The sequence below is a fragment of the Gemmatimonadaceae bacterium genome (assembly GCA_036496605.1).
In the GTDB taxonomy this organism is placed as follows: domain Bacteria; phylum Gemmatimonadota; class Gemmatimonadetes; order Gemmatimonadales; family Gemmatimonadaceae; genus AG2.
The window spans coordinates 36090-50138 of the sequence record DASXKV010000061.1 but is presented as its reverse complement, the minus strand read 5'-3'; the positions used below and the strand labels follow the sequence as shown (position 1 = coordinate 50138).

The window sequence follows — 14049 nt, the reverse complement described above, 5'->3', positions numbered from 1 at the left end:
TGCACCGCGGCAATGTGTGACACGACCGCGCCCATGCATGAGGCGACCGCGATTGCACACGACACGACCGCGGCTTCGCATGACACGACCGCGGCTTGATTCGACACGACCGCCCCTTTACAAGACACGACCGCGGCTTCACCCGACACGACCGCGATTTCGGCGGCGCACGACGCCTTCGCTGACCCCGATTTTCATTCACATGGCCAGGTAAACACGCTCCAGGCGATCGATCTCACGTGCCCGGGACGCGGGACCAGATGACGACGGTGCCACACGAGCTCACGGCGCCCTGCTGAAACTGCGTCGGCGTGCTCGACGGACCAGCGTAGAGCTCAACACCCTCGATGTCGCGCGCCGAGAAGTCATCGACCTCGAGGTTCGGAACGCGCTGGCCGTCGACGAAGTATTGCGGCAGGCAATCGCGGCGAAAGTTGGCTGGCGAGTCGAAACGAATGCCGCTGCCACCGCGTGAGCGAACGAAGCGCACGCCCGGCGCGTCTCGAAGGACGTCACTGAGCCGGGACGCGTGGCGGGCTTCGATATCATCGCGCGTGAAGAAGGTGCCGCCGATGCCTGTCGCGCGCCGGCGGTAAAAGTCCTCGATCCAGAGCATGTGGCGCCTGGTGTGATCGTTAATGTCGACGCCGGGAAGCTCGAGCGCCTGCGCCATCATGACGACAACGAGGGTGTCGTTCGTGTTAGGCTTCACGTCGACCTGGACACTTCGCGGCACGTAGCCGAGTCGCCGCACTGAGACTTCGGCTTGTCCGGGATCGACGCGGGAGAGAACGAACGCGCCGGAGTTGTCGGTGCGTGTCAAAATGTGCGCGCTCGTAATGCTGACGTCCGCTTCGGGGAGCGGAGCGCCGGCCGAATCGCGCACGAGTCCGGTCACCCTTCCTTTCTGCGCAGCGACTGGCACCGACCACAGCATTACAGCCGCAACGATTGACGCCACGTGCCAGCCGGCAACGCGGGTTCGGCGCACCGCGGGCATGTTCGACGTCGTCTGCATAACGACTCCCGCGTGAGACAGGTTAGATGTGGGCTGGTGCCGTCCCTCCTCAGGTTGAGACTGAGGAGAGACCGGCTTTTGTCAAGGAGAGCCGAAAGCGAGAGGGACCTGAAACAGTACGGTACTGGATCTTGGCGCACGATCATTGCCTTGACGCTGCGACCTCAGCTTGGATCCTTGTCATGCCCTCCATTTCAAAAACCGTCGCCGCGGCTCTGCTGTTCGCGTCGCTTTCTCCAAACGCGAGGGCACAGATACCGGGCACTCCGCTGCTCCAAAACGCGTTCGCGAATCCCGGGATCACTGCCGCGGTCGACTTCGCCTCACTCGGCAGCGCGTCGTCCTTCGCGGCGGCCGGCGCGTGGGCACCGGGATCGGCTCGATTTCAGTTCAGCGGCGGTATCGGGGCCCAGACGCGGTCGGGCTCACCCACCAGAACCGCATATGGAGTCCGTCTCAACATTCCGCTCCTCAGCGAGGAGAGCAGTCTCGGGTTGAGTCTGTTTGCAGGCTACGGTGGTTTATCCGGCGGAGGGATAGATAGTTCAACCACCAAATCCGTGATCCCGCTCGGCGCGACCGTGGGCTACCGCATCGGACTCGGCGGAAATCACGGGCTTTCCATATACGGCTCACCGGTCTACGAGGCGGTTGGCCGTGGCGGCGGAGCAGGCAGTGCAAGCGTCTTCAGGGGCGCCGTCGGACTCGATTTCGGAATTACTTCATCGATTGGCGCGACGCTCGGCATCGAATTCGGCCCAAGCGAGAGCGCGGAGTCGGGCAAGCCATCGGGTACCGCGTTCGGTTTTGCGCTGTCTTACGCGATCGGTGGAGGGCGGTAGGTGGCTTGCATCTTGCCCTCCTCATGGGTGTGCGGGCGCCTTGGCTCGCCATGATGGTCCTCGAGCCGCGGAACAGATGCGGGACACCGACTTGCCACCGATACTGGTGGTGGACGATAATCACGATAACGCGGAGATCATCCGTCAGTATCTTGAGATTCGCGGATATCCGATAACGGTCGCGCACGATGGCGATGAGGCGCTGGCGCTGTTCGAGACGGTGAAGCCCGCGCTCGTGCTGCTGGATGTGATGATGCCCGGCCGGGACGGTTGGGAAGTGTGTCGCATCATGAAGCAGCATCCCACGCTCGGAAAGAGCGTTCGGATTGTGATGGTGACTGCGCTTGGAGAATGGGAAGACAAGCGCGAAGCGCTCCAATTGGGCGCGGACGACTACGTCGAAAAGCCATTCGATCTGCCGACCCTTGCGACGACCGTGCAGCGGAACCTGGCAATGCGAAGTGCGATGGCGTCGTAGTGGTGCGGCCGAGGTGGAATGAGCGATTTCATCCTCCTCACTGACAGCGACGACCCGGCCATCACCGCCGCCGTTGGGCAGCTGGAATCCTGGACTGTGCAATACGCCGACGCGGCGCGGCTGCTCGACGCGATCGGGACGGAAGGCGTTCGGGCGTTGCTGGTGGTCACGACCGACCCAACGTTATTGCGCACAGCGACCGAACGCGCGCACGCTAGTGGAATCCCAGTCATTATTGGCTGCGTCGACGACACCGCGCGACGTCGTGCCGTCGAGCTGCGGGCGGAGGAATGGTATCGCCTACCGGCGACGCCGGACGAAGTCTCGGCGCGGATTCACTCGGCGGTTCACCGCGGTACGCTTACCGGCGCCTCGATCACCGACCGCGTCGAGCGCGTCGAATACGAGGAGATGCTGCACGATGCGATGACCGGCCTGCCGACGCTGCCGGTGATGATCGAGCGATCACGCGCGTTGTTCAAAGAGCGGGGCGAGCTCGTCGTGCTCTATCTGAACTTCGTGCGCTACTCGAAGATCGAAGAGATCTACGGTTGGGAGAAGCTGGACGCCGTCCTGGAGACGACATCGGCGGCGGTGCGCGAGTTTCTCGACGATACGTCTGCGCCGGGAAACTCGCGCTTGATGGTGAGCTTCACCAACGACGACGATTTCATCTTCTTCCACGTTCCGGCGGCTGGCGTTGCCGCCGCGACCGACAATGAGATCACCGATATGGTGGCGCGATTGCAGCGCCACGTCGCCGGGCGCATCGAGGCGCAGCACGGCGACGACATCGCGGCGCTGTTCGACATCTATGTAGGCCGATCGCACGTCTACTACAATCCGAAGGTCCGTCTCGAACGACTCATCTACCGTGGTATTCGCGAGGCGGCAAAGGCGGCGCGGAGCATCGAGGAGCGGGATCGCGCCCGGCGCGTCGCGGATCTGCGCGCCAGCCTGCGCGAACGTGGCGTGTATATCGATTACCATCCCATCGTCGTCACGGAGACGCAGGAGATCTACGGGTACGAAGCGCTCGCGCGCGGCGTGATGCGCAGTCTGCGATCGCCCGAAGTGATGTTCGACGTCGCTGCTGAGGCGGACCTGGTGTGGGAGCTGAGCCGACTGTGCCGGAGCCGTGCGATCGAAGGAATGGATACGCACCTCCAGCCGGGCGAGCTGTTGTTCCTCAACGTCGATCCGCACGACTTCAACGATCCCGCGTTCAATGAGAACGAGGTGAAGTATCCGGAGCGCGTCGTCATCGAAATCACGGAGCGCACGGCGATCAAGGACTATCCAAAGTTTCGAGAACGCTTACGAGCCTTTCGCGAAGTCGGGTTCCGCTTTGCCGTCGACGATGCCGGCAGCGGCTACGCCGGCCTGGGGTCGATCGCCAATCTCGAGCCGAATTACATCAAGCTCGATATCTCGTTGATCAATGGCATCGATACGAACTTCATCAAGCAGAATCTGGTCGAGACGATGGTGAAGTTCTCGAACGACCACGGGGCGAAGGTGATCGCGGAGGGCGTCGAGCGCGCGGAGGAGTTCAAGGCGGTGAAAGAGCTCGGCGTGCATCTCGTCCAGGGGTTTTTTCTGCACCGGCCATCGCATGCGCCACCGCCGGCACTCACCGCCGTCCGCCGTTAGGCATACGCGCCACCGAGGAGCGATTCGACGACGCGCAGCGAGCGCTCCGCGGCGCCAAGGCCACTGGACACCAGGCTGAGCGCGTTCGCCCCAGCGATAGCGCGTGCGGCCGGATCGTCTACCCAGGTAGTGATCGCCTCCGTGAGCGAGCCAATATCGGCGACGGAGCGCCCGCCCGCCTCACCAACGAGTGACACCGCATCGCGACTTCCCTCGTGACATGGGCCGAAGAGCACGGGAGCACCGAACGCCGCTGGCTCGAGGACCGAGTGCAATCCCGCCGCGTGAAAGCCGCCGCCGACGAAGGCGAGGTCGGCTAGCGCGTACAGATCGCCGAGCACGCCGACGCGATCGACGAGGACGACGTCGGTCGAAGGGTTGGCGGTGTCGAGCCGATCGAGGCGAAAGCCTTCGGCTCGGCTCCAGGATTCGATCGGTGCGAGGTGCGCGGCTGTCGGCTCGTGGGGTGCGATGATGAGTCTCGCCTGCGGCGACCGGAGGTGGACTCGGGCAAAGGCAGGGAGTAGAACTCTCTCATCAGCCGGCCAGGTCGAGCCGGCGACCAGGGTCGGTCGCTCGGAAGCAAGGTGCGACACGGTCGGAGAACCACGATCGACGCGTTGCGCGCGCTGCCACACCTGGTCGTAGCGCGTGTCGCCGGTGATCGCGATCGCGTCTCGCCGCACGCCAAGCTCCGCGAGACGCGCCGCATCGGCGTCGTCGATCGCGCCAACGGCATCGAGCATGGCATACGCGTCGTGAAGGAACGCGGCGGCCAGGCGCGAGCGACGGGACGAATTCGGCGAGAGAGTCGCGCTGACGAGGCCGAGTCGTATTTCCCTTGCATGCGCGACAGCATTCAGCGTCGGCCAGACGTCGAGCTTCGCGTACACGAGCGCAGTTGGTCGAAGCGCATCCAGCGCTGCACGCATATCGGTTCCGGCATCGAAGGGGAGATAATCCCGAAAGTCGACGTCGAGTGAGCGCGCGAATGCTTCGGCACTCGGCGAAAAGTGCGTGAAGGCGAGCTGCACATCCGGATGCCTCTTCCGCATGAGCTCGAGAACAGGCCGCGCCTGTAGCCCTTCGCCGACGGAAGGCGCATGCGTCCAAAGCAGTGGCCGCGAGGGATCGCGATGCGTCGCAGCCCAATCGCGATAGCGACCGATAATCCCTCTTCGTGCCCGCAGGGCCCGGAGTGCCTTCGCGTCGCTCGACGGGAAGAGGTTCGCCAGCGACGCGCCAAGTCGCGCGAGGCGGGCGCTGCCCTCGTAGCCGAGCCGGAGGGCGGGATGCACGCCGCTCGCGTTAGGCGGACGCGGTTGTCAGTGTGACGCGCCCCGCTTTGCGAGTTGGGCCTCGATTACTCGCCGGAAAGCAGAATACGGCTCGAATCCAGCGAGCGGCTGATCGCCGACAAAAAAGCTAGGTGTCGACGCCACGCCAGCGGACTGGCTACGCGCATAGTCCGCTTCGATTAACGGGCGTGTGAGGTGGTGCGAGACGCAATCCCTCCAGGCGGGCATCGCGACGCCAAGCCGAGCGGCGAGCGAATCGAATGCCGGCATCGCGTTCGGAAGATTCTCCCAAGTCTGCTGCGACGAAAACAGCGCGTCGTGCATTGGCCAGAACTTGTTTTGGACGGATGCACACATTGCTGCCTCGGCCGCGGGCATCGCGTTCTGGTGCTGTCGCAGGGGGAAATTCAGATAAGCGAGCACGACCTTTCCCGTCGCGACATAATCGCGGACCAGAGGACCGTAGGTCGAGTCGTGCCACATTTTGCAATAAGGGCACTGGAAGTCGCTCGCCTCGATAATCCATAGAGCGTTCTGTGAGCGATTACCGCGAATGCGGCCGCTGTCGGCGTGGGCACTGACGGAGTCGCTCAAGCTCGCGCTCGGTGCTCGCGCAGCTGCTGCCGTGGCCGGCGTTGTCGTTGCGGAAGTTGCGGGAAAGCGTGTCGAGTCGCCGCGTGCGGCATCGGCACCGCGACAGGCGAGCGCGGCGAGGGAAACGGCGGCCAAAAATCTGAGCGGCGCGGCCATGAGCGTGTTTGAAAGAGGTGTACGACTAGCGGCCCGGACTGAAGTCCTCGAGCGCATTCGCCTCCGGCATCGCCGGTGCACGGTGGTGCCGAGTATGTCGCCAGAAAAGTAACTACCCGGTGGCGGCTCGATGAAGCGACAGCGAGTCTGTAACGAGAGTCGCGGCAACGAATTTGAGGAGTCGATGCGGCGCGAGAACGCTCTGGTTTTTTCTCTCTGGTGCGAGCGACGCGGTGGGGCCGCGGCGGGCGGTACAAGGCACAAAACGTGCTCTACCCAAAACCGACGTGCGGTCGTCGCGATGCGACTGCAGCACGAGGCAACGCGAGTATGCCGGGCGGAGACGAGTGGCGACGATGGGGAGTGCATCGCAAGCTCGCATAACTGCCCGCCATAGCGCGGCGATCTCGCGAGTCGCACTGGAAACCCGAGCCACAGAGAGAAGAGCGGCATGAAGCGAGAAGCGCTGATGGCGCTGACGGCGCTGGGGATGGCGTTACCGGCCCTCCGCGCACAGGACACGACGCGAGCGCAACGGCCCGTCGCCTCCGACACGACAAGACGCATGACGGCGGCGGTACCCGCGGGCACGCCGCTCGAGCAGCTCGTCGCCGAAGAAGCGCAACGGCGCGCCAACATTGCTCGCGTTTTGTTGATCACGAACGCACAAGTCGCCGTGCAGCAGGAAGCGCTGCGCAATTTGAGCGATCAGCTCTATGTGAGCGAGCAGCTCGTCGGCGCAACGCATGGACAGCTTGCTCTCGCCGCGGAAGCACTCAAGAAGCAACCGAGCACGGTTCTCTCGGTGTTGTTTGCGGCGGATTCGGTCGCGGCGCCGAGCGTTGGCAGCTTAGCGCTTTCCATCGATGGCGCCAACACCACGATGATGACGGTGTCGGATACCGCGCGGACGGCGTTTCGCGTCGGTGCGGCCGACGAGCTGTTTCGCGGAGCAGTGCTCCCAACTCCACACACGATCGTGTTGACGGCGACACTGAACGGACAACCACAGCAGCTCGTGACACGTGTTCGTGCCCTGGGTGACGCTGTCACGTACGTGCAATTCGCCATTCAGGACGGGAAGCTGGTGCAGACGTCCTGGGCGAGCCACACGGCTAACCCATTCTGAACGGACGGCGGAGGTCTTGATGATCAGAGGATTGAGCCTCGCTGCCCTCGCAGTCGTCGCGCTGCCGCTACTGGCGCAGCAGCGTCCAACGACGACGAGCACAACGATGACGCTGGCGGACACGTCGCTCCTGCCGCCGATAGATCCGACGCGCGCGTTGGAGGCCGAAGTCCGCGTCGCGCTGAACGATCTGCTCGCGAATCGCACCGTCTCGGCGTTGCAGCGACTCCAGTGGCTGGCATCACTGCCGCCGACGTCCACCGCCGGTACGAGCAGTGAGACGCTGCGCGGACGCGGTGACATGTTGTTTCTCCTCGCCCAGGCGCAGTATCGGTTAGGCATGGACAGCGCGTTCCGAACGAACGCGCAAGCGGTACTCAGCAGCGGGCCGGCTCGTTATGCGCCACTGCTGCGCTCGCAGATGATGTTGAGTGCGTATCGCACGGGCGATTTCGCGCGTGTCGCGGATCTCATGAACGGGCCGTCGGCTGATCAAGCACGAGGGCTCGCCGCCCTCGTCGGCGGGTTGGCGGCGTACCAGCTCCGGAACTATCCGGGTGCGGCAGCGAAGTTTGCCGCGGCGAAGGCGACGGGCGCTCCCTACGCCGATTTCGCCGAGTATATGGATGTGCTGACTTCGCTCCGCACCGACACGACGCGCACCGCGGCGGCACTGTCCAGGCTCGAAGCCCTCGCGCCGACGGCGAAGGGCGCCTTCGCGGATCAGGTTCGTTTGACGGCGGCGGAGCTCGCGTATGAAACGAACTCCTTCGATCGCGCGATCACGCTCGCGAACGCGGTGACGCCTAACAGCGGCCTGGCGCCACTCGCCCTTCTGACGAAGGCGTGGGCGCAATACAAGAACAAGGATATCGCGGGAGCTGGCCAGAGCTTCGCTGCTTTCGCCGATCAGTATCCGCTCCTGCCGCAACGCGACGAAGCGCGGCTGATGGCGGCGCAGTCGCTTCTGCAGTTAGGCAAAACGGACGACGCGGCGCGACTCTTCAAGATGGTCGCGGACTCCGGTCACTCGGAAGCGACTCGGCTCGACACCAAATCGACCGACGCGGTGATGAACCTGGCGCGCGCGTTGGTGCGCGCGCGTGCCGCCGGTCTGCTTTTCGCCAACGATCCCGAGATGGGCAAGACGATCCAGCTCGAGGAAACGGCGGGCGCCGATCCGCAAATTCTTGCCTCGGTCATGACGGGCACGACGCCGACTTTACCCGACGTCGAAGTCGCGCGCATCGTGTCGTTGAGCGATCTGATGCAGCGTTATAACACGATCAGCGATTCGCTCGGCCAAGGTTTACCGAAGCGCGTTCTGTTCGCGCCACCCTCGGCGAATGCGGCGCCAACGTTGTTTGCGCAGCACTCGGAGGCAGTGATGGCGGCCGATCTGGATGCCGCGATCACGTCACAGCGGCTGCGTCTCGCGACTCGCAATGCGACTCTGCGGCTCATGCAGATTCGCGGACTCCAGCAGGCGATGAAGGGGCGCGCCGATACCGTTGCGAAGCTCGTTGCGCGAGTCGATACGACTGATGCACGGCTGCGCGGCTTGTTGACGAGCATCGACTCAACCGAGGCGCACCTGCGCGCCACGCTCGTCACTGAGGTGCGCAACGTTCAAGGTGGGCCGGCATACGTGCTTTCCGTGCGCGCCGACAGCCTCCGTCAGCGTGGGCTGATTCCGCAAGGCATGGATGTCGAGGCGCTCGTTGCCGCGCGCACGGACTCGATGCTCAACGCGTTGCCTCTGTTCCTGCTTCGCGACTCCGTGCGAACGAGGCTTGGCGTCGTGCGTCAGCAGCTCGCCGATTCACACGAAGCGATTCAGGCGGCAGACGTCCTGTTCTCCGCCGCGACAACGGGTCAGCTCACGGACACCAGCGCTGCGCTCTCGAAGCTCCGCGGTGATATGGCGGCCGCCATGTCGCGGCGCACGCAGGCAGAAGCTGGCTTGGTCGCCGCGGTGAGCAGGGAGCTTTCCGCGCGCGCGACCGACCTCCTCGGGCTGCTGCAGCACGATCTGCAGGCAGCCGAATTTGGAACGGCGACGACGGCTTTCTTCAACGCGATCGATCAGGGCAAGACGCCGGCGACTGGTACCGGGCGATCGAGCGACGCGGGTAGCCTAACGGGAACCGCTCCTGCCGCTGTCGGCAGCTTGACGTCGCCATCGAATACGAGTGCTCAATCTGGAGCAGCGGCGGCGAGCAGGGGAACGCTGGCGCGCACCGGAACACCTCCCACGCAGAAGAAGTAAACGATGACTCGGATCATCAGGTTATTCATAACGGCGGCCATCGCGTTGCCGGTGGCGCTCCAAGCGCAAACGCCGGCATTGACGGTCGCGAACACGACGCGAGCCGCGCCACCGGCATCGCTCGATTCGGCGATCGTGAGACTTCAGGATTTTCTCAATCGCTATCCGACGAGCCCCCTCCGGCCAAACGCCTTGCTGCAACTCGGCGAGTTGCTCGTGAGGCAGGCCGACACGGTATTTGCCGAGAGCCAGCGCGCGGCGGGCGTCGTAGCGCGACCGGACAGTGCGGCCGCGCGTGGAGCGCGTCCATCGCCGACGGCGCCGTCAAGCGCGCCGTCAACCGCGCCGGCAACGACCGCGAACGGAGCGCCGATTGCCCCGGACTACACGGCGGCGATCACTCGTTATGAGGAGCTCGTCAACCGGTATCCGAACTTCGAGCAGATCGATGCCGCGAGCTATACGCTCGGAACCCTCTACGCATCAGAACAGCGATGGGCCGACGCCGCACGCATGTTCGAGCGCGTTTCGGCGATGCGCAACTCCAGCTTCCGGAGCGAAGCATTCTTCCGGCTCGGCGACGCACGCTTCGAGCTGGCATCGCGGCTCCGCGGCGATCCACGGCGCGTGGCCTTCGCCTCGGCGGCCACGGCCTACGAGCAGGCGGTCGCGTCGACGCAAGCGCCGAGCGACATCTACTTCCTGGCTCTCTATAAGCTCGGATGGTCGTACTACAACCAAGCGAATCAGGCGAATCAGGCCGAATATCAGAAGGCCGTCGACGTCTTCAGCCGACTGGTCGATGCGTACGACAAACTGACGCCCGAACAACAAGCGCGACTCGGGCTGCGCGGCGAGGCCATCGAGTACATGGCCGTCGCGTTCACGCAGGTTGGCGGCGCCCAAGCGGCGAATCGTTACTTCCAGACGCGAGGTGGAGCGCCATACCAGCTCGCACTGATGCGTCGCGTCGCCCAGACCTTCCGGGATCAGGGCAATTTCCCGGAAGCGATTCAGGCCTATCAGATGGTAATGACGCAGGCGCCGACGGATTCGAGTGTCCTCACGGCGACGCGCGAGACCGCGGACATCTATCAGAATCGGCTGCTCGAGCGCGATTCGGCACAGGCGGCGCGAATGCGTCTCGCTGACGTGCTCGCCCCAGGTGGGGCTTGGGCGAACGCGAACCCACAACTCGCGGATACGGCGGCAAAGTTGCGCGAGTCTGCCTTACGAGAGAGCGGTCAGTATCTCCTCGCCTCTGCGCAAGCAGGAAATCGCGCCCGCTTCACCGAGGCCGCCCAGACCTATCGACGGTACCTCACGGATTTCCCGAAGAGCGACAGCGCGCAGATCGTCAACCGGTATCTCGGCGAGGCGTTGTTCGGTGCCGGCGATTACGCGCACGCCGGTTCAGAGTTCGCGAAAGCGGCATTCTCATATGGCAATGGCAACGCGGAGCTGTCGCAGGAGGCAGGTCGTAACGCCATCATCGCATTCGACTCCGCGCTCGTTCGGAATAAGAGCGATCGCGGTGCGCAGGACTCGCTATTCGTCGTTGTCGATCGGTTCGTCGCGGCCTTCCCGCAGACCGACGTCGCGAAGAAGGCGCTGATCGAGAAAGGCCGGCGCGCGTCGGAGACGCAACGGTGGGACGCGATGGAGCAGGCGTTCCGCACGTATGCGACGACGTATCCGAACGATCCGTATACGCCGACGGCGCAGCGCCTCATCGGTGACGCGCTGTATCGCGGCGGACACTACGCCCAAGCGCAGACACAGTGGGAGCAAGCGCAGCGCGTAGCGACGTCGAGCGGCCAGACACGGCTCGCCGATTCCATTCGGGTGCTGCGCGAGTCGGCCGCGGGAAGTTATGCGGATTCCCTGGTGAAGCGCGGCCAGTACGGCGAAGCGGCAGAGGAGGTCTACGTCGCCTACGCGAAAGCGAATCCGCAGAACGCGAAAGCGCCCGACGCCCTCCGGAACGCGATCGAGACGTACATGCTCGCTGACAGTGCTGCGCGCAGCCGGAACGATGAAGGTGCATCTCGTCAGGCACGGCAACACGCTATCGAGCTATCGGCGCAGCTGGCACAGCAATACCCGAACTACAAGTACCGGTTGCAATATCAGACACTCCGCGCGCGGCTGCTTGCCGATCTCGGCGAGAAGGATCAGTCGGTCCAGGCGTATCAGCAGTTGATACAGGAGAATGCGACCTGGAATGGCCGTTCGGACGCGATGGTGCGCGTGGCGGTGATGCTTGATTCGTTAGGGAGGAAGAAGGAAGCGGCGGCGGCGTACGAGTCGTTCGCGAACGCGTACCCGCGCGACCAGCGTGCGCCCGATGCTTTATGGAACGCGGCGGTCACCTACTCTGAAGCCCCGGATCCGGCGGCGGCAGCGCGCACGTTCGCCCTATTCGCGCAGCGGTATCCGCGCGACAAGCGTGCGAGCGATGCACGTCAACAGCAGATCGCGCAGCTGCAGACCTCGGGTGATACGGCCGCGGCGAGCCGAGTGCTGGCGAATGCGTGCGAGCAGCCGACGGAGTCGCTGCAGACGGAATGCTCGTCGCGCGTGGCCCAGCGTTCGTTCGAACAGGGCGTCGCGACGTTCGGGCAGTATCAGCCGGTCAAGTTGACGATCACGTCGAAATCACAACTGACGGCCGCGGGCGTGCAGCGTGCGTCGCGTGACAAGCAGACGCTGCTGCGCCAGCTGACGAGCAATTTCTCGAGCGCGATCAAATCGGGAGTTCCGTCGTACCTCGCCGCAGCGAGCTATTACGTTGGCCTCGCGCAGTGGGAGTACGGCAACTTCCTCAAGAACGTGCGGCTACCGTCGAGTCTCTCCGACGCCGAGCAGACGGCGGCGCAGCAGGGTGCTGCGCAACAGGCGGAGCAGTACTACGGCGCCGCTCGGCAGATCTGGCAGGAGCTGGTGCAGCGCGCCCAGTCGACGCCGGCGATCGGGAACGATCCGGGTGCGCGTCCGTGGATCGATCGCGCACGCAACGCAGTGCAGGGGAACGTTGACGCGGCGCCGCCGAGCGTCGTGACGGGAGGTCGCTGATGGCGACGAGCACGAGCAGCATGAGCAAACGTGAAATTGGACGGGGAACGGCTCGCGGAGCCGTCGTCCTGCTACTCGCGGTTGCATTCGCGATCGACAGCTCCCCGGCCAGTGCACAGCGGCGTCCGCCGCGGCGGCAACAAACGATCGAGATTCACGGGACGGTACCGACACCGCAGGTGGTGACGGTGCGACCGCGCGAAGTCCCGGCGTACAGTCGCCAGGTGCTCGTACCGCGCTTCTACGATCACGACTTCTGGCCGGAGATTCAGGAAGGCTACGCCATCATGTCCAATCGCATGGTGACGCCGGCCGATTCGCTCGTGCTCGCCGCGGACAGCGTCGGCACGCCGGATCTGTTCCGTCTGCCGGCGGTCAGCCCGCTCACGCCGTTGCGTGCGCAGTACGGTTCCATGCGCAAACAGTACGAGTGGTGCGCGCCACACTTTTGGTGTCCGTCGCATCGCGTGCGGATGCGCATTCCCGCGGACTCGTCGGCGTTGTTCCCGCCGCGATTGCCGCCGCAGCCGATGGCGGTCGCGCCCGGCAATGCGAATCCGAACGCGCCGAATCAGCTGCCGGTCGTGCAGCAGCGGTGGTGCGCGACGCACTGGTGGTGTCCGCCTGGTGGCATCGTGACGACGCCGCCGTCGACGACCCCTTCTGCGACGCCGACGCCGGCCGACACCACGCGCCGTCCGCCGCCGACACCACCCGATTCGACACGGCGGCCGCCGGGCACGTCTTCTGCCTTACGGCACTGAGAAAGACGCGCGGCATCACCGGGGCTGAGCTCAGCGTGGTGCCGCGCGCGAGGGACGTAGTTGTATCGATGCACGAGCACACGATTTCACAACACGCCTGCGAGGAGACAGGGCGACATGTCAACGATCATTGAATGGTACAAGAACGGCGGACCGATCATGAACTTCATCCTCGCCGTAGGCGTGGCGGGGATCGCGATTTTCATCGAGCGGTTCTACACGATCGTGATCAAGTCCAAGATCAACGGCCGTGCATTCATCGAGCGCGTGATCTCGCTCGTACGCGCCGGCAAGATCGACGATGCGATCAAGCTCTGCGCGCAGTCGACGGCGGCGCTCCCCGATATGGGGTTGCTCATTCTCCGTAGCCGCAGCCGCGACGAGGCCGATCTGCAAAGCGTCGCCGATGCGGCGGCGATCACGGTGATGCCGAAGCTGACGCGACGGCTGCAATACCTGCCGATGCTCGCCAACGTGGCGACGCTCTTCGGTCTGTTCGGAACGATCTACGGCTTGCGCGAAGCATTCGCGTCGGTGGCGTCGGCCTCGGCGGCCGAGCGGTCGGCGAAGCTCGCGGCGGGCATCGCGATCGCGCTGAACGCGACCGGCTTCGGTCTGCTCGTGGCGATTCCGCTCTCGATCGCGCACGCGTACCTCGTGAGCCAGTCGGAGATGATCATCGAGCAGGTGGACGAGTTCTCGGTTCGCCTCGTGAACGCGCTCATCGACCGACCGGACGTTCGCCTCGGCCATCGTTAGGCCGTGACGCGCAG

Annotated in this window: 11 protein-coding genes; 8 read left to right on the top strand and 3 right to left on the bottom strand. The window is 64.5% G+C overall.

The window, feature by feature from the left end; translation table 11 throughout:
- Window positions 1–235: 235 nt before the first annotated feature.
- Entirely contained in the window at window positions 236–1018 is a 783-nt protein-coding gene (locus tag VGH98_23940; protein HEY2379053.1) for a carboxypeptidase regulatory-like domain-containing protein, read from the bottom strand.
- 182 nt (window positions 1019–1200) lie between these two features.
- On the opposite strand from VGH98_23940, the gene VGH98_23935 reads away from it, so the two are divergent.
- From VGH98_23935 to VGH98_23925, 3 genes are all read left to right on the top strand, one after another.
- The gene (locus VGH98_23935; protein ID HEY2379052.1) at window positions 1201–1860 is read left to right on the top strand and encodes a hypothetical protein; all 660 of its coding nucleotides are present in this window, start codon (window positions 1201–1203) and stop codon (window positions 1858–1860) included.
- A 76-nt stretch (window positions 1861–1936) separates the two neighbouring features.
- Window positions 1937–2338: a response regulator gene (locus VGH98_23930; protein ID HEY2379051.1), complete on the top strand. Its 402-nt coding sequence runs from the start codon at window positions 1937–1939 to the stop codon at window positions 2336–2338.
- An 18-nt stretch (window positions 2339–2356) separates the two neighbouring features.
- A complete protein-coding gene (locus VGH98_23925; GenBank protein ID HEY2379050.1) occupies window positions 2357–3991 on the top strand; it encodes an EAL domain-containing protein in 1635 nt (544 codons plus the stop codon).
- On the opposite strand, the gene VGH98_23920 is transcribed toward VGH98_23925, so the two are convergent.
- The gene (locus VGH98_23920) at window positions 3988–5289 is read right to left on the bottom strand and encodes a glycosyltransferase N-terminal domain-containing protein (protein ID HEY2379049.1); all 1302 of its coding nucleotides are present in this window, start codon (window positions 5287–5289) and stop codon (window positions 3988–3990) included. The genes VGH98_23925 and VGH98_23920 overlap by 4 nt on opposite strands.
- A 27-nt stretch (window positions 5290–5316) precedes the next feature.
- Window positions 5317–6039, bottom strand: a complete 723-nt coding sequence (locus VGH98_23915) for a thioredoxin domain-containing protein (protein ID HEY2379048.1) — start codon at window positions 6037–6039, stop codon at window positions 5317–5319.
- A gap of 451 nt (window positions 6040–6490) precedes the next feature.
- Here VGH98_23915 and VGH98_23910 point away from each other — a divergent pair, with 451 nt between their 5' ends.
- From VGH98_23910 to VGH98_23890, 5 genes are all read left to right on the top strand, one after another.
- Window positions 6491–7168 carry a hypothetical protein gene (locus VGH98_23910; GenBank protein HEY2379047.1) on the top strand — a complete coding sequence of 226 codons (678 nt, stop codon included), beginning with the start codon at window positions 6491–6493 and terminating at the stop codon, window positions 7166–7168.
- Between the two features lie 19 nt (window positions 7169–7187).
- Window positions 7188–9437, top strand: a complete 2250-nt coding sequence (locus VGH98_23905; GenBank protein ID HEY2379046.1) for a hypothetical protein — start codon at window positions 7188–7190, stop codon at window positions 9435–9437.
- A 3-nt stretch (window positions 9438–9440) separates the two neighbouring features.
- Complete coding sequence (locus tag VGH98_23900; GenBank protein HEY2379045.1) at window positions 9441–12512, top strand: tetratricopeptide repeat protein; 3072 nt, start codon at window positions 9441–9443, stop codon at window positions 12510–12512.
- A 20-nt stretch (window positions 12513–12532) separates the two neighbouring features.
- On the top strand, window positions 12533–13276 hold the full coding sequence (locus VGH98_23895) for a hypothetical protein (protein ID HEY2379044.1): 744 nt from the start codon (window positions 12533–12535) through the stop codon (window positions 13274–13276).
- A gap of 117 nt (window positions 13277–13393) precedes the next feature.
- Window positions 13394–14035, top strand: a complete 642-nt coding sequence (locus tag VGH98_23890) for a MotA/TolQ/ExbB proton channel family protein (GenBank protein HEY2379043.1) — start codon at window positions 13394–13396, stop codon at window positions 14033–14035.
- Window positions 14036–14049 lie beyond the last annotated feature (14 nt).

Bases quoted from the DNA above. Each gene is read 5' to 3' on its own strand.
- VGH98_23905 (HEY2379046.1), top strand. From the start codon at position 7,188: ATGATCAGAGGATTGAGCCTCGCTGCCCTCGCAGTCGTCGCGCTGCCG.
- VGH98_23890 (HEY2379043.1), top strand. From the start codon at position 13,394: ATGTCAACGATCATTGAATGGTACAAGAACGGCGGACCGATCATGAAC.
- VGH98_23910 (HEY2379047.1), top strand. From the start codon at position 6,491: ATGAAGCGAGAAGCGCTGATGGCGCTGACGGCGCTGGGGATGGCGTTA.
- VGH98_23940 (HEY2379053.1), bottom strand. From the start codon at position 1,018: ATGCAGACGACGTCGAACATGCCCGCGGTGCGCCGAACCCGCGTTGCC.
- VGH98_23895 (HEY2379044.1), top strand. From the start codon at position 12,533: ATGAGCAAACGTGAAATTGGACGGGGAACGGCTCGCGGAGCCGTCGTC.
- VGH98_23915 (HEY2379048.1), bottom strand. From the start codon at position 6,039: ATGGCCGCGCCGCTCAGATTTTTGGCCGCCGTTTCCCTCGCCGCGCTC.
- VGH98_23925 (HEY2379050.1), top strand. From the start codon at position 2,357: ATGAGCGATTTCATCCTCCTCACTGACAGCGACGACCCGGCCATCACC.
- VGH98_23900 (HEY2379045.1), top strand. From the start codon at position 9,441: ATGACTCGGATCATCAGGTTATTCATAACGGCGGCCATCGCGTTGCCG.
- VGH98_23930 (HEY2379051.1), top strand. From the start codon at position 1,937: ATGCGGGACACCGACTTGCCACCGATACTGGTGGTGGACGATAATCAC.
- VGH98_23935 (HEY2379052.1), top strand. From the start codon at position 1,201: ATGCCCTCCATTTCAAAAACCGTCGCCGCGGCTCTGCTGTTCGCGTCG.